The 26,834-nt window shown below is 70.8% G+C and carries 28 protein-coding genes; 2 read left to right on the plus strand and 26 right to left on the minus strand.

What is annotated here, in order from left to right; all coding sequences use genetic code 11:
• Positions 1–6 precede the first annotated feature (6 nt).
• Positions 7–2,016 (plus strand): flagellar hook-length control protein FliK, encoded by a 2,010-nt coding sequence (locus ACSNN8_RS10035; RefSeq protein ID WP_436648373.1) that lies wholly within the window; start codon positions 7–9, stop codon positions 2,014–2,016.
• A gap of 607 nt (positions 2,017–2,623) precedes the next feature.
• On the opposite strand, the gene ACSNN8_RS10040 is transcribed toward ACSNN8_RS10035, so the two are convergent.
• From ACSNN8_RS10040 to ACSNN8_RS10160, 25 genes are all read right to left on the minus strand, one after another.
• Entirely contained in the window at positions 2,624–2,863 is a 240-nt protein-coding gene (locus tag ACSNN8_RS10040) for a hypothetical protein (RefSeq protein WP_436648374.1), read from the minus strand.
• Positions 2,860–4,719, minus strand: a complete 1,860-nt coding sequence (locus ACSNN8_RS10045) for a hypothetical protein (protein ID WP_436648375.1) — start codon at positions 4,717–4,719, stop codon at positions 2,860–2,862. Before ACSNN8_RS10045 ends, ACSNN8_RS10040 begins: the two co-directional genes overlap by 4 nt.
• Positions 4,697–6,751: a flagellar biosynthesis protein FlhA gene (flhA, locus tag ACSNN8_RS10050; protein ID WP_436648376.1), complete on the minus strand. Its 2,055-nt coding sequence runs from the start codon at positions 6,749–6,751 to the stop codon at positions 4,697–4,699. The genes ACSNN8_RS10045 and flhA overlap by 23 nt, the downstream gene beginning before the upstream one ends.
• A 167-nt stretch (positions 6,752–6,918) precedes the next feature.
• Complete coding sequence (locus ACSNN8_RS10055; protein ID WP_436648377.1) at positions 6,919–8,010, minus strand: EscU/YscU/HrcU family type III secretion system export apparatus switch protein; 1,092 nt, start codon at positions 8,008–8,010, stop codon at positions 6,919–6,921.
• 8 nt (positions 8,011–8,018) lie between these two features.
• Positions 8,019–8,783 carry a flagellar biosynthetic protein FliR gene (locus ACSNN8_RS10060; RefSeq protein ID WP_436648378.1) on the minus strand — a complete coding sequence of 255 codons (765 nt, stop codon included), beginning with the start codon at positions 8,781–8,783 and terminating at the stop codon, positions 8,019–8,021.
• The gene (gene fliP, locus ACSNN8_RS10065) at positions 8,780–9,634 is read right to left on the minus strand and encodes a flagellar type III secretion system pore protein FliP (RefSeq protein WP_436648379.1); all 855 of its coding nucleotides are present in this window, start codon (positions 9,632–9,634) and stop codon (positions 8,780–8,782) included. Before fliP ends, ACSNN8_RS10060 begins: the two co-directional genes overlap by 4 nt.
• Positions 9,631–10,071 carry a flagellar biosynthetic protein FliO gene (locus tag ACSNN8_RS10070; RefSeq protein WP_436648380.1) on the minus strand — a complete coding sequence of 147 codons (441 nt, stop codon included), beginning with the start codon at positions 10,069–10,071 and terminating at the stop codon, positions 9,631–9,633. The genes fliP and ACSNN8_RS10070 overlap by 4 nt, the downstream gene beginning before the upstream one ends.
• A 5-nt stretch (positions 10,072–10,076) precedes the next feature.
• Complete coding sequence (gene fliN, locus ACSNN8_RS10075; RefSeq protein ID WP_436648381.1) at positions 10,077–10,835, minus strand: flagellar motor switch protein FliN; 759 nt, start codon at positions 10,833–10,835, stop codon at positions 10,077–10,079.
• Complete coding sequence (locus ACSNN8_RS10080; protein ID WP_436648382.1) at positions 10,832–11,779, minus strand: flagellar motor switch protein FliM; 948 nt, start codon at positions 11,777–11,779, stop codon at positions 10,832–10,834. Before ACSNN8_RS10080 ends, fliN begins: the two co-directional genes overlap by 4 nt.
• A 123-nt stretch (positions 11,780–11,902) precedes the next feature.
• Positions 11,903–12,364, minus strand: a complete 462-nt coding sequence (locus tag ACSNN8_RS10085) for a flagellar basal body-associated FliL family protein (RefSeq protein WP_436648383.1) — start codon at positions 12,362–12,364, stop codon at positions 11,903–11,905.
• Positions 12,365–12,376: 12 nt separating this feature from the next.
• A complete protein-coding gene (locus tag ACSNN8_RS10090; protein ID WP_436648384.1) occupies positions 12,377–13,405 on the minus strand; it encodes a flagellar motor protein MotB in 1,029 nt (342 codons plus the stop codon).
• Positions 13,406–13,408: 3 nt separating this feature from the next.
• Entirely contained in the window at positions 13,409–14,200 is a 792-nt protein-coding gene (locus tag ACSNN8_RS10095; protein WP_436648385.1) for a flagellar motor protein, read from the minus strand.
• A complete protein-coding gene (locus ACSNN8_RS10100; RefSeq protein ID WP_436648386.1) occupies positions 14,200–14,487 on the minus strand; it encodes a flagellar FlbD family protein in 288 nt (95 codons plus the stop codon). The genes ACSNN8_RS10095 and ACSNN8_RS10100 overlap by 1 nt, the downstream gene beginning before the upstream one ends.
• Positions 14,488–14,683: 196 nt before the next feature.
• Complete coding sequence (locus tag ACSNN8_RS10105; RefSeq protein WP_436648388.1) at positions 14,684–15,979, minus strand: flagellar hook protein FlgE; 1,296 nt, start codon at positions 15,977–15,979, stop codon at positions 14,684–14,686.
• A gap of 26 nt (positions 15,980–16,005) precedes the next feature.
• On the minus strand, positions 16,006–16,455 hold the full coding sequence (locus ACSNN8_RS10110) for a flagellar hook assembly protein FlgD (RefSeq protein WP_436648389.1): 450 nt from the start codon (positions 16,453–16,455) through the stop codon (positions 16,006–16,008).
• A 121-nt stretch (positions 16,456–16,576) separates the two neighbouring features.
• Positions 16,577–17,065, minus strand: coding sequence for a hypothetical protein (locus tag ACSNN8_RS10115; protein ID WP_436648390.1), 489 nt, complete (start codon positions 17,063–17,065; stop codon positions 16,577–16,579).
• A 7-nt stretch (positions 17,066–17,072) separates the two neighbouring features.
• Complete coding sequence (locus ACSNN8_RS10120) at positions 17,073–17,435, minus strand: response regulator (RefSeq protein WP_436648391.1); 363 nt, start codon at positions 17,433–17,435, stop codon at positions 17,073–17,075.
• Positions 17,432–17,929, minus strand: coding sequence for a chemotaxis protein CheX (locus ACSNN8_RS10125; RefSeq protein ID WP_436648392.1), 498 nt, complete (start codon positions 17,927–17,929; stop codon positions 17,432–17,434). Before ACSNN8_RS10125 ends, ACSNN8_RS10120 begins: the two co-directional genes overlap by 4 nt.
• The gene (locus tag ACSNN8_RS10130; RefSeq protein ID WP_436648393.1) at positions 17,926–18,312 is read right to left on the minus strand and encodes a response regulator; all 387 of its coding nucleotides are present in this window, start codon (positions 18,310–18,312) and stop codon (positions 17,926–17,928) included. Before ACSNN8_RS10130 ends, ACSNN8_RS10125 begins: the two co-directional genes overlap by 4 nt.
• Positions 18,313–18,317: 5 nt before the next feature.
• Positions 18,318–19,163: a CheR family methyltransferase gene (locus ACSNN8_RS10135; RefSeq protein ID WP_436648394.1), complete on the minus strand. Its 846-nt coding sequence runs from the start codon at positions 19,161–19,163 to the stop codon at positions 18,318–18,320.
• Positions 19,160–20,353, minus strand: a complete 1,194-nt coding sequence (locus ACSNN8_RS10140) for a protein-glutamate methylesterase/protein-glutamine glutaminase (RefSeq protein ID WP_436648395.1) — start codon at positions 20,351–20,353, stop codon at positions 19,160–19,162. The genes ACSNN8_RS10135 and ACSNN8_RS10140 overlap by 4 nt, the downstream gene beginning before the upstream one ends.
• A gap of 13 nt (positions 20,354–20,366) precedes the next feature.
• Entirely contained in the window at positions 20,367–21,239 is an 873-nt protein-coding gene (locus ACSNN8_RS10145; RefSeq protein ID WP_436648396.1) for a hypothetical protein, read from the minus strand.
• Complete coding sequence (locus tag ACSNN8_RS10150) at positions 21,239–21,676, minus strand: chemotaxis protein CheW (protein WP_436648397.1); 438 nt, start codon at positions 21,674–21,676, stop codon at positions 21,239–21,241. The genes ACSNN8_RS10145 and ACSNN8_RS10150 overlap by 1 nt, the downstream gene beginning before the upstream one ends.
• Complete coding sequence (locus ACSNN8_RS10155; RefSeq protein ID WP_436648398.1) at positions 21,676–24,051, minus strand: chemotaxis protein CheW; 2,376 nt, start codon at positions 24,049–24,051, stop codon at positions 21,676–21,678. The genes ACSNN8_RS10150 and ACSNN8_RS10155 overlap by 1 nt, the downstream gene beginning before the upstream one ends.
• Positions 24,052–24,139: 88 nt before the next feature.
• Positions 24,140–24,838 carry a response regulator transcription factor gene (locus ACSNN8_RS10160; RefSeq protein ID WP_436648399.1) on the minus strand — a complete coding sequence of 233 codons (699 nt, stop codon included), beginning with the start codon at positions 24,836–24,838 and terminating at the stop codon, positions 24,140–24,142.
• Between the two features lie 385 nt (positions 24,839–25,223).
• On the opposite strand from ACSNN8_RS10160, the gene ACSNN8_RS10165 reads away from it, so the two are divergent.
• A complete protein-coding gene (locus ACSNN8_RS10165) occupies positions 25,224–25,739 on the plus strand; it encodes a CAP domain-containing protein (RefSeq protein ID WP_436648400.1) in 516 nt (171 codons plus the stop codon).
• A 3-nt stretch (positions 25,740–25,742) separates the two neighbouring features.
• Here the strand turns inward: ACSNN8_RS10165 and ACSNN8_RS10170 are convergent, their stop codons facing one another.
• Positions 25,743–26,786, minus strand: a complete 1,044-nt coding sequence (locus ACSNN8_RS10170) for a UDP-N-acetylmuramate dehydrogenase (protein WP_436648401.1) — start codon at positions 26,784–26,786, stop codon at positions 25,743–25,745.
• Between the last annotated feature and the right edge of the window lie 48 nt (positions 26,787–26,834).

Below are 26,834 nucleotides of genomic sequence, written 5' to 3' on the forward strand. Positions count from 1 at the left end.
AGCCGCATGAAGAGCCCGAATTCCGTCAGCGGCGCCGACCGTGCCTCGGTGACCGACATCGGCCGTCGCCCCGCCAAGCGGGGCGAGGGTGGGGAGGAGTTCGGGTCCGCGCTCTCGGCCGAGCTCGATCGCCCCCGCAAGGACGAGCGGGACGACACCGGCCGAACCGCCGCCGACCGCCGCGCCGACGCCGCCGACCGCCGCGCCGACGCCGCCGGCCAGCGCGCCGCCGACCTGGTCGCCGGGCGTAGCGCTCTGCAGCGGGAGGCGGCCGACCGGGCCGCGTCTCAGGCCGCCTCGCGGGCTACGGATCGCGCCGCTGATCGGGCCGCCGCCGACCGGGTCGCCACTGACCGGGCCGCCGCCGAGCGGGCCACTGACCGGGGCCGCGCCGCAGCCGACCGGGCCGCAATTGACCGAGGCCGCGTCGCAGCCGACAGGGCCGCCGCTGACCGGGGCCGGGCCGCGGACGACCGAGCCGCCGGCCGTGCCGATGACCGCTCCGGCCCAGGCCGGGCAGACGATCGCGCAGCCGCGAACCGCGACGCGGGCCGGGCCGGCTCCGACCGGGCTGGCACCGACGGCGACCGCGTACGCACCGAGCGGCCCACCGACCGTACCGGCGCGGTCCGCGACTCCTCCGACGACGGCGACCGCACCGACCAGGCCGCCGAAGCCGACGTGCCGGCCACCGAAGCCCAGCCCGCAGCCGCCGCCCAGCCCGGAACGGACGCCGCCGCTCTGGCCGCCGCCGCCCAGCCCGGACCCATCGCCCCGACCGCCGACGCCGCTCCGGCTCAGTCGCCCGGCCAGGCAGCCGGCGGCGTCTCGCTCGCCGGCGGGCAGACGGCACCCGCCATTTCCGCCACCCAGCCCAACACCGGCGCGACGACTCCGGGCGCCGTCCCGCCCGCGCTCGCCGGTCAGATCGGGGCAGCCACCGCCGGCCCGGCCGCCGACGCCGCTTCGGCCACCGCCTCCCTCACGCCGGCCACCACCTCCGACGTACCCATGGCCGGACCACGACCGGCAGGCCTCACTCCGCCCGCGGACGCCGCTACGGCGACGCCCGGCGCCACGGCTCCCACCGCCGCCGGCCCCGATGCCGCCGCCCTTGGCGCTACTGCCCCGGGCGCTGCCGGGCCTGGTGCTGCCGCTGCTGCAACCCAAGGCGCTACAACCCCAGGCGCTGCCGGAGCCGATGCGGCCGCTCCCGGTCCTGCCGGGCCTGGCACTGCCGCCGCTGGTGCTGCCGGGCTCGGTACCACTGGGCCCGACGCCGGCGCCCCTGGTGCCGCCGCGCCCGGCGCTGCCGCTTCCGATGGCGCCGCTGCCGGTGCCGCAGCCGCCGATGCCACGGCCGCCCCGCCCGCCGCCACGCAGACCGGCGCTCTTCCCGACCAGGCCGCGCCCGACGCGAATCCCGCCACCGCGAACCCGATCAACCCCGCCGCCGCTCCGGGCATCGCCCCCGACGGCACGGCAACCGCGGGCGCGCTGGGCCAGGCCGGCCTGGCCGGCGTCACGGGCCCGCAGGCCACCGCTCCCACCGCTCCCGCCGCCGGCACTCCGCCGCCGACGCCGAGCCTGCCGAACCCGCCGCCCGCCAACCAGCTGGCCATGCGGATCGTGCCGCTGCGCCTGGACGCCGACGGCGTACACCGCCTGACCGTCCACCTGCACCCCGTCGACCTCGGCCCGGTTCAGGTGGTGGCCGAGATCCGCAACGGCGACATCAATGTGCAGCTGACCGGCAGCACCGACGCCGGCAACGACGCGCTCCGCAACGCCCTCGACGACCTGCGCCGCGAGCTGACCGAGGCCGGCTTCCGCAACACGTCCCTGGACCTGCGCCAGGGCAACGCCCAACAGGAACAGGCCCGCCAGCAGTTCGCCGCGGCCGGCTTCCCCGGAGGCCCCCGCCGCGACGCCGGCCCCGCGGCCCCGGCCGAGGCCCCCACCCCGACCCTCCGCCCGGCCGCTCCGGGAAGCAGCCGTCTGGACATCCACGCCTAGGCAGCCGCCCTGCACGACGGCGAACAACGGCCACCTGATCACAAGGATCAGGTGGCCGTCGGCGTGGCGACTGCGGCCCCGAGCATGGACGAATGCAGCCCGCACGTCAGAATTCGGCCGAAGAGGAGCGTCCGTCACTGGAACGGCCGCTTGAATACGCATCCGCGCGCCGCCGTGGCTCGGGTGTCAGCGCAACAGCGGATGCGGGACCGGCCCGACCGCCGCCCGTAACGGCCGCCTCGGTCGACCGCCTGAGCGGCCACCACCGACGGCTGCGCCCGCACGCCCGGTACTGGCTTACGAATGATCGCCGTCCGGCGCGGCACACCTCGCCGCGATCGCGTGTGTTCCGTCGACCGCCTCTGCTCCCTCACCGAGGACCCGAACTTTACGCTGCCGACCGGCGCCCGATCGGCTCATCCACAGGCACCGGCCCGGGACCCGGCGAAGGCACGAGGGCTGTGGACAACGAAAACGCGGGCCGCCCGCGAGGAGTAAGGTCTGGGCCCGCCCCCAGGCGGGAGGGGTGGGCCGAGTGGGGAAAAGCATCGGGGGTGGGCGCGCAAGGCGACCACCCCCGAAGGAAACCTGCCGGCAGGCCGGCTTCCTATGCCTGGTGCACGTCGTTGACGGGGGTCGGTGTCACCGGGGTGCCTTCCGGCTTCCCCTCCGGCCGGCCGTAACCCGCGGTGACGAAGCGCAACCCTGCGAGCAGCAGGGCCGCGATCGGGACCGCGATCACGAACCGGATCAGTACCTCGGTGAGATCGACCTGGTCGAGGACGTAGCGGTACAGCGCCGGCGCGCTCATCAGGAGCGCGAACAGCAGGACCGACGGACGGATCACTGCCGCACCGAGCGGGTGACCCGGCGCGGGGCCGCGGCGACCGGCATGACGTCGGAGGCGATCCGCGCGCAGAGCATGGCGGCCCAGGCGTGCGGGGTGGCCGGCTTGCCGTCCAGCGAGTAGATCGGCAGGTCCAGCCCGAGCACCGAGGCCGGGTCGGCGGTGAGCTCGACGCTGTGCACGACCAGCGACTCGACGTCGCCGAGCGTACGCAGGTGGCGGGCCGTGTCGGCGGTCTTGCGGGTGGCGTCGACGACACCCCACAGCGCGGTCGCGCCGATCGCGTCGCACATCTCGTTGACCCACAGCGGGTCGGTGCCGCCCACCGGCGCCTCCAGCACCACGACCCAGGGCTCCTCGGCGCTGTGCAGCTTCTCGGCGCGGGCCTCGGCGGCGTCGGGCGTGGTGATCAGGCGGGACGAGTGCAGCCCGGTGCCGGCCGTCGACTGGGCGGCGAGCAGCAGGTGGTTCTCCGGCACGCCGATCTGCTCGAGCAGCTGGCGGCCGATGGTGACGCCCAGGTTGATGTCGCCGGCGAGCACCAGGATCTCGCCGGGGCCGTCGGGGATGGCCGGTGCGGCCGGGCGGGCGGCCAGGACGCTGAGCACACCGGCGTACGTGTCGCTGCCGGTGATCTGGCGGGCCATGCTCTCGGGCATGCCGACCGACATCAGGTTGCGCACCACCGGCTCGTTGTCGGCGACGGGCGGCGTGGGCGCGGCGGCCGGAGCGGGCTTGACGGGCGCGACCGCCTCGGGAGCGGCCGGCTCGGGCGCCGGCGGGTCGATCTCGATCTCGCTGGCCGCGAGCCCGCCGATGTGCTCGGCGAGGTTGGGAGCCGGCGACGTGGGCGCGGCAACAGGCGGAGCCACGGGCGCGGGAGCGGCAGCAGCGGCCGGCTGAGCGACGGGCGCGGGAGCAGCAGCAGCGGCCGGCGGAGTGACGGGCGCAGGAGCAACAGCAGCGGCCGGCGGAGCGACAGGTGCGGGAGCAGCAGCGGCCGGCGGAGCGACAGGTGCGGGAGTAGCTGCCGGCGAAGCAACGGGCGCAGGCGTCATCAAAGGCGTAGCAGCCGGAGTGATCAACGGCGCGGCAGGAGCAGCAGCCGGCGGAGGCGTCATCAAGGGAGCCGCAGGGGCAGCCGCCGCCGGGCTCACGGGCGCGGACACCGGCGCGATCGACGGAGCCGCAGGGGCCGGCATCGAGAACATCGGCCCGGCAGGCGACTGCGGCGCCACCGAGGGCGGCGGAGCAGGCACCCGGGGACCCGCGTTGACGGGCGCCTCGGTGGCGGCGGCCGGCCGGAACGGCCGTACGGTCGGGGTGTCCGCCGCCTTGGGACGCGACGCCAGCTTGTCGGTCGTCCCGGCGTCGAGCCCGGCCATCAGCTCCGCGAAGGCGGCCCCGGTGTCGCCGAGCGCGGCGTGGCGCCCCTCGTCGGCCCCGAAGTCGTTGTCGGGCACGGCGCGCGACGGCGTCTCGGCCGGGCGGGTCATGCCGAACGACGCCGGCGTCACCGACCGCGGCGACGACGTGCCGAACGGGCGCGCGGCGCCCCGGCCGGGCTCGTCCGGTGCGAGCATCCGGTCCTGCGACTCGGCCCGCTCGAGGAGCCGCTCCAGGCTGTGCTGACCGTTCTCGGCCGTCTTCGTGCGCTGTGGCATGTCGTTCCTGTCCTCGTTCGGGTCCGGCACTTCGACCGACAGCTCGTAATGCTGTTTCGCGAAGAACCCGCCGACTCCGCCGCTGCGGACCTTGTCGGCGGAGATGATCCGGACACGGGAGCCGTACTCATCACGTACCTGAGCCAGCAGTGGCTCGATGGCCGGCCCCTCAAGCAGCACCCGCGTAGGCACCGTTCACCACCCCTATCGTCTCGATCTGTGCTGTGGAACCAGAGATTTCGCCGTACGACAGCACCTGCACCCGGCGCGACCCGGCGCGCAGAAGTCGCATCAGTGGCAGCCGCAGCTGTGGCGAGCAGGCCAGTACGGGGGCCAGGCCCTGCTGTTCCGCGGTCTCGGTGAGCCGGGCAGCCTCGCTGACGATCGCCTCGGCACGCATGCCGTCGATCGCCATGAAGGCCCCCGTCTCGCTGGGCCGCAGAGATTCGAGCAGTTGCTGCTCGAGCATGGGGTCGAGCGTGATCACCGTGAGCCGGCCGGCGGTCGTGTACTGGGCCGCGATGGCGGGGCCCAGGGCCGCGCGGGCCGCCTCGACCAGGCTGTCCTGGTCGACGGAGATCTTCGCTCGCAGGGAGAGCGCCTCGAAGATGCGCACCAGGTCGCGGATCGGCACGCCCTCGTCGAGCAGCGCCTGCAGGACCTTCTGGATCTGGCCGAGGCTGAGGACCGCGGGGGTGAGCTCCTCGACGACCACCGGGTGGGTCCGCTTGACCATCTCGGTCAACGCGCGCACGTCCTCGCGGCCCAGCAGCCGGCTGGCGTTGCTGCGCACCACCTCGGCCAGGTGCGTGATGATCACGCTGGCCCGATCGACGACCGTCGCGCCGGAGAGCTCGGCCTGGTAGTGCAGCTCGGAGGGCACCCACTTGCCCGGCAGGCCGAAGACCGGCTCGACACCGGCCCGGCCGGGCAGCCCCTGCAGGCCGTCGCCGATCGCCAGCACCGTGCCGGGTGGCGCCTCGCCGGTGCCCGCGTCGACGCCGGAGATGCGGATGGCGTACGAGGACAGCGGCAGGTCGAGGTCGTCCCGGGTGCGCACCGGCGGCATGATCACGCCGAGTTCCATGGCCATCTTGCGGCGCAGCGCGCGCACCCGGTCGAGCAGGTCGCCGCTGCTGGCGTCGACGAGGTCGACCAGGTCGGGCGAGAGCGCCAGCTCGAGCGGGTCGACCCGCATCTCGCCGAGCAGCTGTTCGGGCGAGTCGGCCGGCGGCATGTCGACGGCCTCCGCGGAGGCGGCAGCGGCGGCCGCCTCGTCCTCCGGCACCGGCTCCTTGATGCGCTGCGCGGCCACCAGCACGGCGACGCCGACCACCAGGAAGGGCACCTTGGGCAGGCCGGGGATGACGCAGAGGGCGAGCGCCGCCCCGCCGGCGATGCGCATGGCGAGCTTGTTCTGGGTGAGCTGGGCGGTGACGGTCGAGCCCATGTCGCCCGAGGTCGCCGAGCGGGTCACGATCAGACCGGTGGCGACCGAGAGCAGCAGGGCGGGGATCTGCGAGACCAGGCCGTCGCCGATGCTCAGCAGGCTGTAGTGGTTCATCGCGTCGCCGGCCGCCATGCCCTGCTGGGCCACGCCGATCGCGAAGCCGCCGACCAGGTTGATCAGCGTGATGATGACGGCGGCGATGGCGTCGCCCTTGACGAACTTGGAGCCACCGTCCATCGCGCCGTAGAACTCCGCCTCGGCGGCCACCTCGGCGCGGCGGGTCTTGGCCTGGTCCTCGTCGATCAGGCCGGCGTTGAGGTCAGCGTCGATCGCCATCTGCTTGCCCGGCATCGCGTCGAGGGTGAAGCGGGCGCCGACCTCGGCGACCCGCTCGGCGCCCTTGGTGACCACGACCATCTGGACGATGACCAGGATCAGGAAGATCACCAGACCGATGACGAGGTTGCCACCGACCACGAAGCTGCCGAACGCGTGGATGACCTTGCCGGCGTCGCCGTCGCGCAGCACGAGCCGAGTCGCGCTGATGTTCAGCGCCAGCCGGAACAGCGTCGCGACCAGCAGCAGCGCCGGGAAGACGGCGAAGTCGAGAGGTTTCTGGACGAACATGCTGACCAGCAGGATCAGCAAGGCCGCGGTGATGTTGAGCGCGATCAGCGTGTCCAGCAGGAAGGTCGGCATGGGCACGACCATCATGAGGATGATGCCGATGACCCCGACGGGTACGGCAAGCCGGCTGATGTTGCGGTTCTTCACGGCACCTTCCAGGAGTGGATGTTGGAGCCATCCCTGCGCGGTCGTCGCCGTCCTGGCGTATCTCTGTTCGGCGTTCCGTCGCCTTCACTGAGCAGGGTGTGACTCACCCACGAGCCGATCTTCCCCCGTACGAGGGACCGATGTGAGGAAATCTCCCAACTTTTTCGTTATGCGGCTTCTGTGGCGGAGTTGGGGTTGCGGTGCAGGCCTGCCGCCGAGCCACGCGCCTTCAGGCTCATGACGAACGCCAGCACCTTGGCCACCGCGCCGAAGAACTCCGCGGGGATCTCGTGCCCCACCTCGACGCCGCCGTAGAGGGCCCGGGCCAGCGGCTTGTCCTCGACCATCGGCACCCGGTGCTCGGCGGCCAGCTCACGGATCTTGGTGGCGAGCGGCCCCTGGCCCTTGGCCACGACCCGCGGGGCGCCCTTCTGCGGCTCGTAGCGCAGCGCCACCGCCACGTGGGTGGGGTTGACCATGACCACGTCCGCGGTGGGCACGTCGGACATCTGCCGGTTGCGCGCCATCGCCATCTGCCGCGCCCGGATCTGCGCCTTGATCAGCGGGTCGCCCTCGGTGTTCTTGTACTCCTGCTTGACCTCTTCCTTGGTCATCCGCAGCTGCTTGTTGGTGCGGCGCCGGACGACGAAGTAGTCGGCCGCGGCCATCACGATGCCCGCGACCGAGGCGGCCCGGATCAGGTTGAGCGTCGCGTCCACGACGGTGCCCAGCAGCGCGGCCAGCGGCAGCTGCCCGGCGGTCATCAGCGCCGGGAAGACGTTCTTGGTGGTCGTGTAGAGCACGCCGGCCAGCACCGCGGTCTTGACCAGCGCCTTGGTGCCCTCCCACAGGGCCTGCGGGCCGAGCATGCGCTTGAGGCCGGGCCACGGGTTGAGCCTGCTGAACTTCGGGATGAACAGCTTGGTGGCGACCCGGATGCCGCCCTGCGCGCCCGCCGCCGCGATGCCGACCGCCATCATCGTGAGCGCCAGCGGCAGCACGGCCCAGAGCGTGCCCATCATGGCCTGTTTGAGCAGCGCCATCGCCTGGGCCGGCTGCGGATCGGCGACGACGTCGGGGATCTGGGCGACCAGCTTCTCGGCGTGCTCGAGCGCCGACTTCATGGTGCGCGGCAGCATGACGCTCGCGGCCAGCATGCCGAACCAGGCGCCGATGTCCTGGGTACGGCCGATCTGCCCTTCGCGCTTGGCCTTCTTGAGTTTCTGGGGTGTCGGCTGTTCGGTCTTCTCGCCCGACATGTCACCCCCTATCCGCCGCTGAGCTGGAGCACGGCCTTGACCGCGCGCTCCACGAGCGAGTCGACCACGCCGGGCAGCGCCATGATCGCGATACCGGAGATGAGCAGAACCATGAAGATCTTGGCTGGGAAGCCGAGCTGGAACGCGTTGAGCGCGGGAGCGACGCGGTTGAGCAGGCCGAACGCGACGTCGGTGAGGAACAGCACGGCGATCAGCGGGCCCGCGATCTGAATCGCGGCGAGGAACATGTCACCGAGCCCCTTGATGATGAGCTCGCTGAAGGTGTTCGAGGAGAAGGACCAGTTCAGCGGTACGGTCCGGAACGTCTGCAGGAAGCCGCGGAGCACCATCTCGTGGCCGTCGGTGGCGAACAGCAGGGTGACGGCGACCAGGTTGTAGAACCGGCCGAAGATCGAGCTCTGGTTCTGCGACAGCGGGTCGTACCCCATGGCCAGCGTGAAGCCGCCGAACAGGTCGATGAGGTCGCCGGCGGCCTGCAGCGCGGCGAACAGCAGCGCGGTGAGGAACCCCAGCCCGGCGCCGACGAACACCTGGATCAGGACGCTGAAGATGATGTCCGAGGTCTGCAGCGACGGCAGCGTGCCGCGCAGGTAGGGCGCCATCGGCAGGGTCAGGCCGACGGAGAGCAGCGCCTTGACCGTGCCGGGGATGAGCCGCGAGTTGAACGGCGGGCAGACCATCATCCAGGCGCCGGTCCGGGCCGCGCCGAGCAGCAGCGCGAGCAACTCGGCAGTCGGGACGGAGAAGTTCATCGGTACGAGGCCACCAGTGCCGTGAGGATCAACCCCCAGCCGTTGACCAGCACGAACAACAGAAGCTTGAAGGGTAAAGCAACTGTGACCGGTGGGAGCATCATCATGCCCAGGCTCATCAGCGACGCCGACACGACCATGTCGATGAGCAGGAACGGGATGAAGATGACGAAGCCGATGATGAACGCAGCGCGCAGCTCGGAGAGCACGAACGCCGGCACGAGGGTGGTGAGCTCGACGTCGTCGCGGTTGCGCGGGCGCTGTTCGCCGGAGAGCCGCACCATCAGCGCCACCTCGTCGTCGCGGGTGCTGCGCCACATGAACTCGCGCAGCGGCTTCACGCCGTCCCGGAACGCCTGCGACTGGGTCTTGTCACCGCGCAGGTAGGGCTGCACACCCTGCTCGTTCATGGCCGAGACGGTCGGGCCCATGATGAACAGGCTGATGAACAGCGCCAGGCCGGCGAGCACCTGGTTGGGCGGCATGCTGGTCAGGCCCAGCGCGTTGCGGGTGATGCCCAGGACCATGAAGATCTTGGTGAAGCACGTGCAGAGCAGCAGCATCGCCGGCGCGACCGACAGCACGGTCAGGCCGAGCATGATGATCAGCGACGTGGCCGGGCGGCTGCCGTCCGGGTTGGTGCCGTTGATGTTGACGTTGATGTTGGGGCGGCCGGGACGCGCCGGCGGGCTCGGCGGCGCGGGCGCCCGCTCGGGCAGGGCGACCACGGACGCGGGCGCGCGCTCCGTCACCGCAGGCGAGCGGCCGGGCTCGGCGGCCGCCGGTCCGGGCAGCAGCACGAGCGCGAAGCCCAGGCTCGCCAGCAGGGTGAGAAGCGCGCGCTTGATCATCGGTGGCTGGTCCGATCGCGGAGGAACTCCATGGCCGACCTCCAGGTGCGCGGCGACAGCAGCGACCCGTCGAGCCGGCCGCTGCCGATTGCCGCGGCGTGCCGCCCCGGCAGCTCAGCGGGCCCGTTTGCCAGCTCCGCCGCGAGCTCGGGGTCGAGTTCCAGGTGGTCGCGGTGCTCGGCCGGGTGGTGCTCGAACAGCTCGGCCTCGGCCTCGCCCAGCAGGCTCACCTGCTGATCGGTGACCCCGAGGACCATCGCCCGGTCGGCTACCTTGACCACGGCCACCGCGGCGCCGCGGGTCAGCTGCTGGTGCTTGAGCACGACCAGCGCCCCGTGCCCGCGCCCCAGCGGGCGGCGCACGAGCCTCGCCAGGCCCCACATCATGCCCAGGACGACCAGCAGCGTGAAGCCGATCCGCAGGACGAGCTCGAACAAGGCCGTTACTCCCGTTCGGTGCCCGGAGCGACGATCTCGGTGACCCGGATGCCGAAGTTCTCGTCGACGACCACGACCTCGCCCCGGGCGATCAGCCGGCCGTTCACCAGCAGATCGGCGGGGCTGCCCGCGGCCCGGTCGAGCTCCACGATCGCGCCCGGGGTCAGCGAGAGCAGTTCCCGCACGCTCATCCGGGTGCGGCCCAGCTCGGCCGACACCTCCATCTCGACGTCGTGCAGCATGTCCAGGCCGCCGCGCAGCTGCACCGCCGGCGCGGCGTCCCGGACGGCCACGTTGCCACCCACCGGCGCGCCCGCGGTGGGCCACGGGTTCAGGGCCAGCGCCAGCACGGCGCGGATCTCGTTGCCCTCGACCAGCGGCACCGCGACGGCATCGTCCTTGGCCGCGAGCGCGCTCAGCGCCACCTGCGGCTCCATCACGACGCCCGGGTCGAGCACGACCGGGCCGAACACGCGGGCCGCGGCCTCGAGCGCCGGGCGCACCGCGGCGGTCAGGTCCAGCTCGCCGAGCGGGCTCTCCTTGAGCGCGTCCGCGAGGTCCTGCCCGACCACCACGACCACCTCGCCGGCGGCCGCGCCGCTGAACCGGGCGGTGACCGCCTGACCCTCGGTCAGGGCGTCCGCGGTGGCGGCGATCGGCTCGGCGGCGACCAGGGGGCGGCTCGTGGGCAGGACGCCCAGCGCGGCGTCGGCCGCGTTGCGGGCGAGCGCCAGCTGCGGCGCGGTGATGGTGGGCGCGGTCATGGGCGGCCAGACTCCTTGGGCGATTCCTTGGGGGCCGGCACGACGAGACAGGCGAGCCGGGCACCCTGATTACCGGGAACTGCATGGGCGAAAACGGTCTCGTTGACCGTCACCTCGAGCGGCCGGCTGGTCGGATGTCCCAGCGGGACGACGTCTCCGGGCCGTAGGTCCACGATGTCATCGGTACGCATCCGGATGGGCTGGAATCGCACCGCGACGTCCAGCGGGGCCGCCGAGAGCCCGGCGGTGAGGTTGCGCAGCGCCATGTCCTTGGCGGCCCGCTCGGCGGCGCTGAGCACCACCGTCTCGGTGCGCGAGAGCACCGGCAGGATCGTGTTGAACGGCAGGCAGAAGGTGTGGCTGGTCTCCTCGGCGCCGATCTTCACGTCGAACGAGGCGATCACGCAGGCGTCGCCCGGCTGGTGGGCGCGCAGGAACTGCGCGTTGTACTCGATGTCCTTGAGCTTGGGGTGGATGTCGACGAGCGTCTCGAAGCCGTAGCGCAGCTCGCCGAGCATCCGCTCGAGCAGCCCGCGCAGCAGCGGCATCTCGACCTCGGTCAGCGGGCGCTCCGGCTGGGGACCGCCGGGACCGCCGAGCATGTGGTCGATGGCGGTCATCGACGCCGAGGTGGAGATCTCCATCAGCGCGGTGCCGGGGAGCGGGTCGAGCGCCACCACGGCGATCACCGTGGGGTTGTTGAGGGCCGCGACGTACTCGTCGTAGTTGAGCTGCTCGATCGAGGCGAGCGTGACGTTGCTGACCGCCCGCAGCCGCGTCGTGAGCAGCGTTCCGCAGCTGCGCGCGTACGTCTCGAAGGCGATCTGCAGCGTGCGGACGTGCTCGCGGGACAGCTTGATCGGCTTGCGGAAGTCGTACGGAGCCGGCCCTGAGCCCTGGCCGCGGCGGGAGATCCGGCCCGGGGTGCGTGCGGCGTTGGTCACGTCGTCCCCATCGGCTCGTTTCCGGAACGGCTGAGCGCGAGGGGCTTTTTTGTCCCGTTATTGCCAGTAGGGCGGGTTCACCGGAGTGAACCCGCCCTACGCGGCTAGTCTGAGCTATTGGCCTTACTGGGTGACGAACTGCGTGAAGTAGATGTCCATGACCATCTGCTTGCCTTCCTCGGTGTAGGCCTTCTCGATCTTCTTGAGCAGCTCCTCCTTGAGCGCCTCGCGGCCCTTCTCGGTGGAGAGCTCGGCGACCTTCTTGCCGGTGTACTCGTCGATCGCCAGCTCGAGCGCCTCGCTGGTGTCGACCTCCTCGGTGCCGGCGTCGGCCGTCTGCTGCAGCGAGAAGCCGAGCTTCAGGTAGTGGCCGTCGGCCAGGTTGATCGTCAGCGGCTCGTCGATCGCGGTGACCGCGCCCTTCTCGGGGGCCGCCGCCTCGGCGCTGTCGCCCTTCAGCATGAAGAACGCGCCGCCGCCGCCACCGCCGAGCAGCACGACTGCGGCAGCCACGACGATCATCAGCATCTTCTTGGACTTCTTCGGGGCGTCGGCCGCGGTGGTGGTCGTCTCGTCCTTGCTCATCGAAAGCTCCTCTCAGTCGTGCGTCGGGGTGTCGGTGTTCGGCTCGGTGCCGGACTCGCTGGTGTTATCGGTCGTCGTTCCGGCTGTTTGAGCCGCCTTGGCTGCAGCTGAGGTTTGACCCTGGTGCAGTTTGTTGTCGGAGCCGGCCGCGGACGGCAGCAGCGCCGCCTGATCGGCCGTGAGCGTCGTCAGGACGACGATGTCGACGCGCCGGTTCATGGTGATCGAGCGCGGGTCGGACGGGTTGATCAGAGGCTTGGTGTCGGAGAAACCGACGGCGCTCATGCGGTTCTTGGCCAGGCCGTGCCCGACCAGGTAGCGCACGGTGGTCGAGGCGCGAGCCGCGGAGAGCTCCCAGCCGCTGGGGTAGAAGGTGGTCCTGGCCTTGAGCTGGTTGGTGTTGCCGTCGACCTCGATGTTGTTCGGCAGCTTGACCAGCGTCGGGGCGATGGCGTCGAGGATCTTCCTGCCGCCGGCCTGCAAGTCGGCGCGGTTGCCGGCGAAGACCACCTCGTTGGTCACCACGGTGACCACCAGGCCGCGCCGGTCGATGGTGAACTTGACCGCGTCGAGCAGCTTCTCCTTGGCCAGGGCGTCGGAGATCTGGTTCTCGATCTTCTTGAGGTTCTGGGCCTCCTTGGTCGCCGCCTGGGCGTCCTTCGACGCCTCCTTGCGGGCCTCGGCGGCCATGGCGGCCTTGAGCGCCTCCTGCTCCTTGGCGGTCAGGCTGGAGGAGCCGGCCTTGCCGTCGCCCGGGTTGGCGCCCGGGTCGATCTGCACGATCTCGGCGCTGTTGCCCGAGCCGTCCATCGGGCCCTGCTGGCCCTGGAACGCGGCGCTCTGGGCGCCGAAGCCGGACGACAGACCGGCCGCCAGCTGGGCGAACTTCTTCATGTTGACGTCGCTCATGGAGTACAGGACCACGAACAGGACGAACAGCAGGGTGAGCATGTCGGCGTACGACACGAGCCAGCGCTCGTGGTTGACGTGCTCCTCGTGCTCCTCATGGCGCTGCTTGCGCTTGCCGCCGCCGGAACTCATGCGTTACGCCGCCTTCTTGGTGTTCGCGGCCGCCTCGGCCTTCTTGGCCTCGTCCGGAGGAAGGAGGCTGCGGAGCTTCTGGGCGACCAGACGCGGGTTCGAGCCGGCCTGGATCGCGAGGACACCGTCGACGACCAGCTCCATCTCCTCGGCCTCGACGGCGCTGAGGCGACCGAGACGGGCGGCGACCGGCAGCCAGATGACGTTGGCGCTGAGCACGCCCCAGAGGGTCGCGACGAACGCGGCGGAGATCGAGTGACCGAGCGTCTCGGGCTTGTTCAGGTTCTCGAGCACGTGCACGAGGCCCATGACCGTGCCGATGATGCCGATCGTCGGGGCGTAGCCGCCCATGTTCTCGAACAGCTTGGCGCTCGCCTTGTCGGCCTTCTTCTTGGCCGCGATCTCGGCGTGCAGGATGTCGTGCAGCTCGTCCGGGTCGGTGCCGTCGATCGCCAGCTGCAGGCCGCGCTTGAGGAACGGGTGCTCGACGGTCTTGACCGCGTCCTCGAGGGCCAGCAGACCCTCGCGGCGGGCCCGCTCGGCCAGCTTGACGATCTCGTCGACCAGCTGGGTGGGCGGGGTGACCTTGGCGAGGAACGCCTTCTGGAGGGTCTTGCCGGCGCCGGTCGCGTCCTTGAGCACGCCGCCGGCCATACCGGCCATGAACGCGCCGCCGAACACCAGCAGCATCGAGGGGATCAGGATGATGGAGGCAGGCGAGCCGCCCTCGAGGATCTGGACGGTGAAGATGATGATGAGGCCAACAACTACACCGACGATGGTTGAGATGTCCATCAGCGTCCATTCCGGTGCAGCGGGAGCACCTTAGCGTCGTTGTCGTCGTCGGACGACGTGGCGGAGGAGTGGGTGTCGACGGGCTCGGCCTCGAGGCGGCTTGCCTGGGCGATCAGCGAGGCGCGGTAGTGCCGCACTGAATCGATGAACTCGGGCACGGACTCGGCAATGACGTACTTGGTGCCGTCGACCAGCGTGATGACCGTGTCGGGCGTGCACTCGGCGCGCTCGATCAGGTCCGGGTTCAGGGCGAACACGGCACCGTTGATGCGGGTTACGAGGATCACTTGCATCCGTCCTTGGGTGGTGGTGTGGTCCTGACTGGCTGGCCGTCCGTGGCCTTCGCTAGGTGTTTCGGCCTGATCCCGGTTGCCGCTGATAGCCAACGGGTCGCACTACGGGTGCAGCCGGACCGCGAAACGCGGACGGCCGGGACGGGCGCGGGAACGCCTGTCCCGGCCGCGGCCGGCGTGCCGGGTGTTGCTAGCGCTTCATGCTGACGAGCTCCTGGAGCAGCTCGTCGGAGGTGGTGATGATGCGGGAGTTGGCCTGGAAGCCGCGCTGGGCCACGACCAGGTTGGTGAACTCCTGCGCCAGGTCGACGTTCGACATCTCCAGCGCGCCGCTGATGACCTGGCCGAGCCCGGCGCTGGTGGGCGTGCCCACCTGGGCCAGGCCGGAGTTGACCGTCGAACGCCACATCGAGTCGCCGGTCTTCTCGAGACCGTTGACGTTCTTGAAGGTGGCCAGCGCGACCTGGCCGAGCACCTTCTTCTGGCCGTTGCTGAAGGCGCCGATGATCTGCCCGGTGTCCGACACCGTGTAGGTGAGCGAGGCCAGCGTGCCGGCCGCGTTGCCGTTGGAGTCCGACACCCGCGCCTCGGTGAGGCCGTGGAACATGGTGAGGTCGTTGACGTCGACGACGATCTCGTCGCTCAGGTTGACGTCGATACCCCCGGAGGCCGCGGCGACACCGGAGAACGTCAGTGAGGCCTTGGTCGCAGGCGGCGTGACGACCGGCTTACCGTCCTTGAACTGGATCGTCGCGGTGATGGGCGGCGTGGGCCCGTCGTCACCGGACTTGGTGAGCGTCACCGTCCAGTCCTGGACATCGGCCTCCGGGTCCGCGGTGGTCCGGGTGAACTTCGCCGAGAGGCTGACCGGGTTGCCCGACTTGTCGAAGGCCTTGAACGGGATCTCGATGGCGGGGATGGTCGTCGGGTCGGTGACGCCCTCGGGCAGGTCGTTGGTCAGGTTGCCCTTCATCTCGACCGTGCTGGTCGCCACCGGCGAGATGCTCTTGCCCAGCGGCATCTTGATGTCACCGGGCTTCGCGGCCGGGTTGACCACGCCGTTCTCGTCGGCGGTCCAGCCCTGCACCGGCTCCCCGGTGGCCGTCGCCAGCATGCCGTTGGCGTCGAAGAAGAACGAGCCGGCCCGGGTGTAGAGCTCCTCGTTGCCCCGCCGGGTGATGAAGAAGCCGTCGCCCTGGATCATCATGTCGCCGGCCTTGCCGGTGGTCTGCGCCGAGCCCTGGCTGAAGTTCGAGGTGATTCCGGCGCTGCGGACACCGAGACCGACCTGCGCCGGGTTGGTGCCGGCCTGGCCGTTCTGCGGGGCGCCGGCCGCGCCGGTGATCTGGCTGAGCGTGTCCTGGAACTGCACCGAGCTGGCCTTGAAGCCGACGGTGTTCACGTTGGCGATGTTGTTGCCCGTGACATCCATCATCTGCTGATGTGCGTGCAGACCGCTGATGCCCGAGTAGAGGGAGCGCAGCATGAAGGGGTTCCTTTTCTCCTCGAGGGTTACGGCTTGGCAGTCGCGCCGGGCGCGTCCGGCTTGATCTCCTGGACTTCCGTGACCTTGGACAGCGGCACCTCCGCGCCGCCGATCCGCAGCATCGGCTCGCTGTCGCCGTTGAGCTTCGCCGCCGAGATGACCCCGTTGAGCTTCGCGCCGTCCGGGGTCATGTATTCGACGGTCTTGCCGACCAGCGAGCTGGCGGTGATCAACTGCTGGCCCTTGAGCATGTCGGCGATGCCTTCGAGCTTCTCGACCTGGGTGAACTGGGCGGTCTGCGCCAGGAACTGGGTCGAGTCGGCCGGCTTGCTGGGGTCCTGGTACTTCAGCTGCGCCACCAGCAGCTTGAGGAAGGTGTCCCGGTCGCCGAGGGTCTTGCTCTTCTCCGGCGTGGAGGCGCCGGCGGCAGCGGCCGCGGCACTCGCGCCGGAAAGTCCGGAGGTCGGCAGGGTCATGACGTACTCCCGTCCGTAAGCAGGCTCGTACTCAGGTTCGGCCGGATCCTGCAATTGCTTAGCAACCAAAAAGGCAACGGGCCCGCCACCGTGGCGGGCCCGCTGCCTTCCGTGCGTGCGATCAGGGTGCGAGAGAGAGGCTGAACTTCCCCTTGCCGTACCGGTTGACCTCGACCAGCAGGTCGACCCGGCGGCCGAGCGCCATCAGGTGGGCCCGGGCGTCCGCGGGCAGCGGCTCGCCGGGGTAGACCACCTGGTGGAGCTTGACGTGCGGGCTGCCCTCGCGGTTGAGCAGGCTGGTCAGCACGTTGCACAGCTCGCCCACGTTCTCGGCGAGGTTCGGGTAGAGCTGCTTGTCGTCGATGCTGTCCTCGGCAGCACCGGCGGGTAGCAGGCCCAGAGCCGCGCCGGCGTTGGCCGCCAGCGACAGGCTCATCCCGAGAACGGCGTAGACCTTCTGGGCGGAGTCGACGAAAATCGCGATCGTGGACGTGGGCACCTCGTCTGCGCTGAGGGGCTCACCGGGGCTGACGGTCACTTCACGGCCGAGCAGGTCCTCGAAGAGGTTGCGGACGGCCAGAGTGCCAGGAAGAACCGAGACGTCGGACATGTCTTAATCATCCCAAAATAGAAGCGAAGACCTCATCGAAACGTTCAGCCGAGAAGGGCTTCACGATGAAAAAGGAAGCGCCGGCCGCTTCCGCCTGATCCTTCATCTCCGGCGTGCTCTCGGACGTCACGAATCCGAACTTGACGTCGTTGCCCGCCGCGCGGAGGCTCCGCAGGGCCTCGATGCCCGTCATCTCCGGCATGTTCCAGTCGGAGAGCACGAGGTCCGGCTTCTCCGACTGGGTCATCTCGAAGCACTCGCGCCCGTTGGTGGCCTCGATCAGGTCGTGGTCCCCGAACCCCGCCTGCCGCAGGGTGCGGATCACGATCTGCCGCATCACCCGGCTGTCGTCAGCGATGAGAATCTTCATTCCGCGCCCTCCTTGTTGGCGTTGGTGCTGTTGCTGTGGCACTGCCACATGGAAATCGACACCGGCTCGCCGTCCCAGAGCCCGTAGACCCCGCTGATCCGTTCCGCGTTGGGGTAGCGCGCCGTCGCTTCGGGAGCGAGCACCACCTGCGGCAGCGACAGGAGCGCGCCGGGCGGCAGCATCGCCTTGACGTTTCCGCCGACGATGTTGGCGAGCTCGCCGAGCACGTCGGACATGTCCTCCTCGGTCACCTCGTCCGCCTCCATGGCCAGAAAGGCCGCGGCGGCCCGGCGGGCGGCCAGCGTGGAGGACGCGTAGACGACGTGCCCGGTCCAGGAACCGGTGATGGAGACGGAGGAGTGCACCTCGGAGGGCTGGTTCTCGTCGTAGGTCGGGATCAGGGGGCTGACGCCCTCCGGATCCAGATACGACTCCCACACCTGCTCCACCATCTCGGCGAGGTCGTTCTCGTCGACCTCGACTTCGACGCTCATGAGTTCGCTCCGGTCGGGACGAGGCCCAGCAGGGCCAGCTTTTCGATCATGGCGCCCTCGGTGAAGGGCTTGATCACGTATTCGTGCGCGCCGGCGGCGAGCGCACGGACGATCTGGCTCTGTTCGCTCTCGGTGGTGACCATGACCAGCGTCATCTCACGCAGGCGCGGATCGGCCCGCACGTGCGTGACGAACTCGAGCCCGTTCATGTTCGGCATGTTCCAGTCGATGAGGGCCAGCTCCGGCACCTCCGGCATGGCGGTCACCAGATCGAGCGCCTCCTTGCCGTCGCCCGCCTCCACCGCCTCGAAGTTGAGCTTGGTGACGATGCGCCTGAGGATCATGCGCATCGCGCGGGAATCGTCGATCACCATGGCGCGCATCGGCGTCACCCCCTTCTCACGGCGCCCGCGGGCACCCCGGTACGGACTCGGTAGGCGGAGGTGCGGCCGGCGGCCACCCGCTCGTAGTTGTCGTCGATGCCGATCGTGGTCTCCGCCGCGCCGAGGAACAGCCAGCCGTCCGGGCGCAGCAGCTTGGCGACGTTCTGCAGCACGGACCGCTTGGTCGCGACGTCGAAATAGATCAGCACGTTGCGCAGGAAGATCACGTCGAACGGCTGCATCGCGGGCAGCGGCGCGGTGAGGTTCATGAGCCGGAACGACACGTTGCGGCGCAGCGCCGGGGTGATCCGCCAGTGCGCGCCGGCCCGCTCGAAGTACTGCACCAGCTGCGCGGCGGGCAGCCCACGGTTGACCTCGACCTGGCTGTACTCCGCCGTCTCGGCCCGCTTGACCATCTCGGTCGAGATGTCGGTGCCCATGATCTCGTAGCTCCAGCCCGCGGGCAGGTTCTCCTGCAGCGTGATGGCCAGGCTGTACGCCTCCTGGCCGCTGGAGCTGGCCGCCGACCACACCCGGACCTTGCGGGTCGCCGTGCGCGCCTTGACCAGCTCGGGCAGCACGACGTCGGTCAGGGCCGCGAACGGCTCCCGGTCGCGGAACCAGGACGTCTCGTTGGTGGTGAGCGCGTCGATGATCTTGCGCTGCTTGGCCGGGTCGGGCCGGCGCTGCAGGTCGGCGAGGAACTCGTTCACGTTGGCCGCGCCGACCGCCCGGGCCACCGGGATGAGCCGCGCCTCGACCAGGTACTCCTTGCCGGGGGCCAGCACGATCGACGCCTCGCGCCGCACGAGCTGGGAGACGAAGGAGAACTCGGACTGCGAGAGCGTCATCGGGTCACCGCCGCGGAACGGTTGGTCTTGATGCGCGCCACCAGGTGGCCGGCGATGCGGTCGAGCGGCAGCACCTCGTCCGCCAGCCCCGCGCCGACCACGGCGCCCGGCATGCCCCACACCACCGAGGTGGCCTCGTCCTGTGCCAGCACCTCGGCGCCCGCCTCTCGCAGCACCTTCGCGCCACCTCGTCCGTCGTGTCCCATTCCGGTCAGCACCGCGGCATAGGCCGAGGGGCCGTACAGCGCCGCCACCGACCGGAACATCACGTCCACGGCCGGGCGGCACGAGTTCTCCGGCGGCGCGCCGCTGAGCTGCGTCAGCGTGGTCGTGCCCCGGCGGTGCAGCACCAGGTGCTGGTCCCCCGGCGCGATGTACGCCGTGCCCGGCGCCAGCTCCATGCCGTCGGTCGCCTCGACCACGCGCAGCGGCGTGCTGCGGTCGAGCCGCTCGGCGAACATGCGGGTGAAGACCGGCGGCATGTGCTGGGTGATCACGATGGGCACCGGGAAGTCCGCGGGCAGCCCCTGGAGCACCTTGGTCAGGGCGTCGGGCCCGCCGGTCGACGAGCCGATCGCGAGGATCTCGATCCGCCCCCCGGGCGCCGTCTTGCGCGGAGCAGCCCGGCCCGCGGCCGGCCCGGACGGCGCGGCGCCGGGGCGGGCGGCGCCGGCCGGCGACACTCCCGCCGGCGCCGGAGCCGCGCCCGGGCGGGTGCCCGGCCGGGTCGGGGCCGCCGCGGCGCCGGGACGAGCCGGCGGCCCGGAGGGCGCGGCGCCCGGACGGCGGCGCCCGGCCAACGCGTGGATCTTGGGGACCAGCTCGGTGCGCACCGCCTTGATCGACTCGTCGATCGACCCGACGTTGCTGGGCTTCGTGACGTAGTCGGTCGCGCCCGCGGCGAGCGCCTCCAGCGTGGCGGTCGCACCCGCCGCCGACAGCGTGCTGAACATGATCACCGGGGTGTGCTTGTGCCGCTTGCGCAGCTCGCGGACCGCCGTGATGCCGTCCATCTGGGGCATCTCGATGTCCATCGTGATCACGTCGGGCTTGAGCTGGTCGATCTTGGCCTGGGCCAGCAGCCCGTTGGACGCCGTGCCGACGACCTCGATGTTCTCCGCGCCTCCCAGGGCGTCGACGATCAGCCGGCGGACGACCACCGAGTCGTCCACGACGAGGACCGTTATCACCGCGCCACCTTTCTCACCCGAGCCACGCCGGGCCGAGTGCCGCAACCACGGGGGCGAGCAGCCGATGGGCGGTCGAGGTGTCGAGCAGATCCCGCACCACCAGCGCCTGCACCGCGCCGCTGAGCATGTTCCAGACACCGCCGGCCCGGTCGGCCAGCGGAATGGCGGCCGAGTCGACGGCCTGCACCAACAGCATCTGCGCCGCGGCGGCCGTGCGGACCCGATCCGACAGATAGGCCGCCCAGGACGCCGAATGCACGGCCGGCGACCAGCCCCCGGCGTTGCGGCGCGCGTCCTCGGCGGAGGCGAGCAGGCGGCTCAGGTCGTTGGGCCGCAGGTGCCGCAGCCGGTCGAGCAGAGCCGAGACCGTGTAGTGGTGCGGGCCCAGGTCGATCGGGGCGCCGGGCGGCAGCTTGCGCATGGCGGCGACCCATCCCGCGCCCAGCCGGCGGCGGGTGTCCGCGTCGAGCACCTCCCGCAGGTAGCTCGCCACGGCCGCGTCGCAGATCAGCGCGGTCGCGGCCGCCGCCACCTCGGACTGCTGCGCGTCCCGGCCCGTACCGGTCCAGGTCCACGCCATGACGTCGTAGCGCACGCAGGTGAGCAGCGCGTCGACCGTCCCGATCGGCGCCCGCTCGACCAGCGCCAGGCTGCTCGCGGGGTCCTGGCTGGACATGCCCTTGAGCGACGGCATCCGGCGGGCGGCGCTCTCCACCTCGACCCAGAGCGGACCGCGGACGCCCTCGTCCGGCAGACGCCCGGCGAGCACCGGCAGGTCCGCCGCCTGCAGCCGCAGGCCGCGCAGCATCACCTCGGCCGTGGCTGCCCCGCCGGTGAGGCGGGTCAGGTCGAACCCGAGCACCGGGGCGCTGACGAGGCTGTACATCAGATGGTGGCGCGGGTCGTGTCGACGGCCGCGTTCACGTCGAGGGCCAGCATCAGCCGCCCGTCCAGCTTGAACGTGCCCACGACCAGCTCCCGGGTGGGGCCGCTGAGCGTGTCCGGCGGCGGCTCGAACGTGTCGTCGTCGAGGTCGACCACCTCGCCGATGCGGTCCACGACGAGGCTCACCGGCTCGCCGTCGCCGCGCAGGATCACGTTCATCACCGGCCCCTCGAGCGCCTTGCGGACCAGACCCAGCTGTACGCGCAGGTCCACCGCCGCGATCACCTGGCCGCGCAGGTTGAACAGCCCGCCGATGGCCGGAGGCGCCAGCGGCACCGGGGTGTACTCGTTGTACGAGAGCACCTCCTGCACCGTGTGCACCTCCACCCCGAAGAGCTGGTCGGCCACCTCGAACGTCGCGAACTGCCGGCTCGCCATCAGAAGGCCTCCACCAGCAGGTCGTCGTTCTCGAGGTCGGTGTAGAAGTTGGGGTCGGCGGCGAGGATCGCCCGGCGCACGTCGAGCAGCTCGGTGACCCGCTGCTGGATGACCGCGGTGCCGACCAGGCCGTCCTCCTCGGCGTCCCGGCGGGCGGTGGTGGCCGAGTTCTCGGCGATGTCCACGATCCGGTCCACCACCAGCGCGACGCTCTTGGTCCCCTCGCTGTAGACGACGACGGAGACGGTGTTGCCCTCCGGCTCCTCGCCGTACGCGCCGAGCAGGTGCGACAGCCGCACCAACGGAAGGATCTGCCCGCGGTACTGCACCACCTCGCGGGAGCCCGCATGCTCGATGCGGTCGCGTGGGAACTCCTCGAGCCGGGTGACCGTGTCCAGCGGGATCGCGACCCGCCGCTCACCCACCGCGGTCACCAGCAGCCGCTCGCCCGTGCCACCCGTCTTCGCCGCCCGGGCCGAGGCCTCGAGGTTCTGCCGCTCGGCGTCGGCGGTCAGGTGGCTGCGCCGGGCCAGCGACGACACGTCGAGGATCAGCCCCACCTTGCCGTCGCCCAGGATGGTCGCGCCCGCGTACAGCCCGATGTCCTTGAACCGGCTGTTGAGCGCCTTGACCACGACCTCCTCGGTGTTCAGCACCCGATCGACGACCAGGCCGAACCGCCGGCCGTCGGCCTGCAGCACCATGATGTAGACGCCCTGGTCGCCGCCGACCTCGAGGCCGAGCGCGCGGTCCAGCCGCACCAGCGGCAGCAGCTTGCCCCGCAGGCGGTAGACGGGCGCCCCGGAGGCGTACTCGATCCGGGTCGACTGCCCGTCGATGAACACCAGCTCCAGCACCGCGACCTGCGGCACGACGTACCGCTGGTCTCCGCAGTCGACCGTGAGCGCCTGGATGATCGCGAGCGTCAGCGGGATCGTCAGCCGCCAGACCGTGCCCTCGCCGGGTGTCGAGTCGACGCTGACCGCGCCGCCGATGCTCTCGATGTTGGTCTTGACGACGTCCATGCCGACGCCGCGGCCGGAGACGTTGGTGACCTTGGCAGCGGTGGAGAAGCCCGGCTGGAAGACCATTGCCATGATGTCGCGGCGGTCCATGTGCGGGATCTGGTCGGGGCGCAGCAGGCCGTTCTCGACCGCCTTCTGCGCGATCCGCTCCACGTTGAGGCCGGCGCCGTCGTCGGCGACCTCGACCGCCACGTGGCCGCCCTCGTGATAGGCGCGCAGCGTCAGCGTGCCCTCGGGGCCCTTGCCGGCCGCCACCCGCTGGTCCGGTTCCTCGATGCCGTGGTCGACCGCGTTGCGCACCAGGTGGGTGAGCGGGTCCTTGACCGCCTCCAGCAGGCTCCGGTCGAGCTCGGTCTCCTTGCCCTGCATGACCAGCTGGACCTGCTTGCCCAGGCCGTTGCTCAGGTCCCGGACGACTCGGGGGAGCTTCGACCAGATGTGCTCGATGGGCTGCATCCGGGTCTTCATGATGCCCTCTTGCAGCTCACTGGTGATCATGCCGAGCCGCTGGGCGCTGCGTACGAGGGTGGCGTCGCCGGTCTCCATCACGCCGCGGACCAGCTGGTTGCGGGCCAGGACCAGCTCGCCGACCATGTTGAGCAGTGTGTCGAGCAGGTCGACGTCGACCCGGATCGCGCTGTCGGCGATGCTGCGCTTGGGCGCCTGCGCCTGCAGGGCCTCGCTGACCGCGGCCGGCTGCGCCTTGCCCTCGTCGAGCAGGATCGTGCCGAGTTTGCGCTCGTCGCCCTCGATCTGCTGCTGCAGCGCCGAGCCGACGTCCTGGGGCTGGGCGGCGCCGCTCTCGACGAGGATCTCGCCGATCGGCTTGCGCTGGTTGTCGACCGGCTCGGGCGCCGGGCGTACGGGAGTCTCCTCGAGGGGCTGTGGAACCTCCGCCGCCTCGGTCTCCTCGGTGGCCTCGGCCGCCGCAGGTGCCGGCGCAGCCTCGGCCGGAGCCGCCTCGCCGGCGTTCATCTGCGCGTTCACCTGCGCGATGATGCTGTCGATGTCGACATCGCCCTCGGCCTGGGTCTCCTCGATGGAGGCGAGGATCGAGCGGACGCCGTCGATGGTGGCGAGCAGGGTGGTGATCGTCGTCGGGGTCACCGGCATGACACCGTCGCGCAGCTTCGACAGCAGCGACTCGCCCGCGTGCGCCAGCTTCTCCAGGCGGCTGAACGCCAGGAAGCCGCTGGTGCCCTTGATGGTGTGGATCGCCCGGAAGATGCGCGAGATCAGATCGCGGGAGTTCGGGTCCTGCTCCAGCTCCACCAGGTCGCGGTCGATCTGGTCCAGGTTCTCGTGGCTCTCCATGAGGAATTCGCCAACGATCTCACCAAGGTCTTCCACGCTTGTTACCTCCTGCTCGCCGTCCCAAGGCCCTCATCGACGCCTCTGTGCGTCACCTGAGAGCACCCGAACCACTACCGATGGGAAATCAGGACTCTCCGCCGGGGCGGCGATAGCGGTAGCCGAAACCGCGGACGGACTCGATAGGTGACTCTTCGGGATCGGACCAGCCGAGCTTGCGGCGCAACCGCAGCACCGCGAACTTGACCCGCTCCTGACCGATGCCGGTCGGGTCGTCCCACGCCTGGGTCAGCAGCTGGTTCGGGCTCAGCACCGCACCGGCGTGCCGCACCAGCGCGTTGAGCAGCCGGAACTCGGTGGGCGTCAGGCGCTTCTCGTCGCCCTTGACGTACACCCGCCGCTTGGTCGGGTCGAGGTGCACGAGCCCGTCGTCGTACACCTGGCTGGCCCAGTTGTTCTGCCCGCTCGAGGAGCGCCGCAGCAGCGCCTCGACGCGGGCGAGCAGCTCGTTGTTGGCGAACGGCTTGGTGAGGTAGTCGTCCGCGCCGCCGCGCAGCCCGCGCACCTTCTCGGCCTCCTGGCCGTGCGCGGTCAGCACCAGCACCGGCACGTCGGAGACGTCGCGCAGCCGCTCCAGCACCTGCCAGCCGTCCATCTCGGGCAGGCCGACGTCGAGCACCACCAGGTCGGGGTGCTCGGCGTACGCCTCCTTGAGACCGGTACGGCCGTCGCCGGCGTGCGCCACCTCGTAGCCCGCGCGGCTGAACAGCATGCGCAGCGCCAGAGCGATGTCCGGATCGTCCTCGACGACGAGTAGGCGACTCATCCTGTGCTCACCCTGCCCCACCCCTCGCTCGCGCTCGTGTCCGGACACGGCCGCCCGCCCGCGGCGCCGAGGGCGCCCGGTGCAGGTCGAGGTCGTGTGCTCGGCGCCGGCGACCGCCGGCGAAACCAACCGCGCAAAGCTCACGTTAGCGTGATGTCACGGTCTATTTACGGACAGTGACAGATTAGCGGGCTATTCGCCCTCGGGGGCGCGGTCCGCACGGATCGCTGGAAGCGCGCTTGCGGCCGGTTCGCGGCCATCCCCCCAGCCTGACAGCTTCTCGTACCGCTATTCCGGTTTTCGGCAAATAAGGGACGTACGGTCCGGAAAAGGATGCGATATCCCTGGTGGGCGACTCGGCCCGCTCAGGGAAGAGGAGGCAACCGTGCTCCACCAGGTGGTGCGCCGTCTCGTGCTGCTCGTGGCCACCCCGGCCGCACTGCTGACCGTGGCCGTGCCCGCGCACGCGACCGTGCCCGTGCCGCCGAAGCCCGCGGCCGCCACCGCGGTCGCTCCGCGGGTGCTGATGTCCCAGGTCGTCACGATGACCAACCGGCAGCGGTGGGTCAACGGCTGCCGGCGGCTGCTCATCGTCGACCACGACCTGACGGTGGCGTCGGTGCGGCAGAGCGTCTACATGGCCCGGACCGGCCGGTTCAGCCACGTGTGGAGCGACGGGACCACGTTCGTCCGCCGGTCGCACCTGGCCGGCTACGCGCAGCCGTCCGGCGAGAACATCGCGTGGGGATACCGCACCGCCACCGAAGTGATCCAGGCATGGATGGCCAGCCCGCGGCACCGCGCCAACATGCTCAACTGCGGCGCCAAGTCGATCGGCACGGGCGTCGTCTACGCCGCCAACGGCGTGCCGTACTACACCCAGGTCTTCGGCTGGGAGTAGGCCCTACAGCGCGCAGTTGACCAGCACGGGCTCCGGGTGCAGCTCGACGCCGAAGCGCTCGCGCACCCCGTCGCGCACGGTGCGGGCCAGGTCGAGCAGCGCACCGGTGGTGCCCGTGCCCCGGTTGGTCAGCGCCAGCGTGTGCTTGCTCGAGATGGCCACCCCGGCGCCGGCGAAGCCCTTGGGGAAACCGGCCCGCTCGATCAGCCAGGCCGCCGGGATTTTCACCGTGCCGTCGTCGCCGGGCCAGTGCGGCGCGTCCAGCCCCAGCCGGGCCCACTCCGCGGCGCTGACCACGGGGTTGGTGAAGAACGACCCGACCGACCAGGTGTCGCGGTCCTCGGCGTCGAGCACCATTCCCTTCTGCTCGCGCAGCTTGAGCACGGTGTCGCGGGCCTGCTGCAACGGCACCCGGTCGCCCACCTCGACGCCCAGGTTGCGCGCCAGCTCGGCGTACCGGATCGGGGCGGACTCGCCGGAACGGGCCAGCCCGAAGTCGACCTCCAGCACCACGTAGCGGTCGTTGTGCTTGAAGACGCTCGCGCGGTAGGCGAAGCCACACTCGGCCGGGGTCATCGCGCGGACCGTGTCCTGCTCGCGGTCGTAGGCGTGCACCGCGACGATCGTGTGCGCGACCTCCTGCCCGTACGCGCCGACGTTCTGGATCGGGGTGGCGCCCGTGGAGCCGGGGATGCCGCTGAGGCACTCGATGCCCGACAGGTCCCGTTCCACCGCGTACGCCACCAGGCCGTCCCACGGCTCCCCCGCGGCGACCCGCAGCACGACGCCGCCGTCCTGCTCACCCACCTGGCGGATCCCCCGGGTGCGCAGCAGCACGACCGTACCGTCGAAGCCTTGATCCCCGATCACGACGTTGCTGCCACCCGCGAGGATGAACACCGGACGGCGATCCCGCGTGGCATTACGCACGGTAGCCACCACTTGGTCCGTTTCGGAGGCGACCGTCAAGATGCCGGCGGGGCCGCCGAGGCGTAGCGTCGTGTACGCCGACAGGTCGGTTTGCGATGCGGCGGTAACGTCAGGCACGGCAACAACCCTAGGCTCAACGGTTCGGGCATCTCACCGGCGGTCCGG

The organism is Actinoplanes sp. URMC 104, assembly GCF_051386375.1.
Lineage (GTDB): Bacteria > Actinomycetota > Actinomycetes > Mycobacteriales > Micromonosporaceae > Actinoplanes.

Excerpts from the sequence above, each read along its gene's own strand:
- ACSNN8_RS10035 (WP_436648373.1), top strand. The coding sequence starts at position 7 with ATGAAGAGCCCGAATTCCGTCAGCGGCGCCGACCGTGCCTCGGTGACC.
- ACSNN8_RS10055 (WP_436648377.1), bottom strand. The coding sequence starts at position 8,010 with ATGTCGGGCGAGAAGACCGAACAGCCGACACCCCAGAAACTCAAGAAG.
- ACSNN8_RS10060 (WP_436648378.1), bottom strand. The coding sequence starts at position 8,783 with ATGAACTTCTCCGTCCCGACTGCCGAGTTGCTCGCGCTGCTGCTCGGC.
- fliP (WP_436648379.1), bottom strand. The coding sequence starts at position 9,634 with ATGATCAAGCGCGCGCTTCTCACCCTGCTGGCGAGCCTGGGCTTCGCG.
- fliN (WP_436648381.1), bottom strand. The coding sequence starts at position 10,835 with ATGACCGCGCCCACCATCACCGCGCCGCAGCTGGCGCTCGCCCGCAAC.
- ACSNN8_RS10085 (WP_436648383.1), bottom strand. The coding sequence starts at position 12,364 with ATGAGCAAGGACGAGACGACCACCACCGCGGCCGACGCCCCGAAGAAG.
- ACSNN8_RS10090 (WP_436648384.1), bottom strand. The coding sequence starts at position 13,405 with ATGAGTTCCGGCGGCGGCAAGCGCAAGCAGCGCCATGAGGAGCACGAG.
- ACSNN8_RS10095 (WP_436648385.1), bottom strand. The coding sequence starts at position 14,200 with ATGGACATCTCAACCATCGTCGGTGTAGTTGTTGGCCTCATCATCATC.
- ACSNN8_RS10105 (WP_436648388.1), bottom strand. The coding sequence starts at position 15,979 with ATGCTGCGCTCCCTCTACTCGGGCATCAGCGGTCTGCACGCACATCAG.
- ACSNN8_RS10110 (WP_436648389.1), bottom strand. The coding sequence starts at position 16,455 with ATGACCCTGCCGACCTCCGGACTTTCCGGCGCGAGTGCCGCGGCCGCT.
- ACSNN8_RS10115 (WP_436648390.1), bottom strand. The coding sequence starts at position 17,065 with ATGTCCGACGTCTCGGTTCTTCCTGGCACTCTGGCCGTCCGCAACCTC.
- ACSNN8_RS10120 (WP_436648391.1), bottom strand. The coding sequence starts at position 17,435 with ATGAAGATTCTCATCGCTGACGACAGCCGGGTGATGCGGCAGATCGTG.
- ACSNN8_RS10125 (WP_436648392.1), bottom strand. The coding sequence starts at position 17,929 with ATGAGCGTCGAAGTCGAGGTCGACGAGAACGACCTCGCCGAGATGGTG.
- ACSNN8_RS10130 (WP_436648393.1), bottom strand. The coding sequence starts at position 18,312 with ATGCGCGCCATGGTGATCGACGATTCCCGCGCGATGCGCATGATCCTC.
- ACSNN8_RS10135 (WP_436648394.1), bottom strand. The coding sequence starts at position 19,163 with ATGACGCTCTCGCAGTCCGAGTTCTCCTTCGTCTCCCAGCTCGTGCGG.
- ACSNN8_RS10145 (WP_436648396.1), bottom strand. The coding sequence starts at position 21,239 with ATGTACAGCCTCGTCAGCGCCCCGGTGCTCGGGTTCGACCTGACCCGC.
- ACSNN8_RS10150 (WP_436648397.1), bottom strand. The coding sequence starts at position 21,676 with ATGGCGAGCCGGCAGTTCGCGACGTTCGAGGTGGCCGACCAGCTCTTC.
- ACSNN8_RS10160 (WP_436648399.1), bottom strand. The coding sequence starts at position 24,838 with ATGAGTCGCCTACTCGTCGTCGAGGACGATCCGGACATCGCTCTGGCG.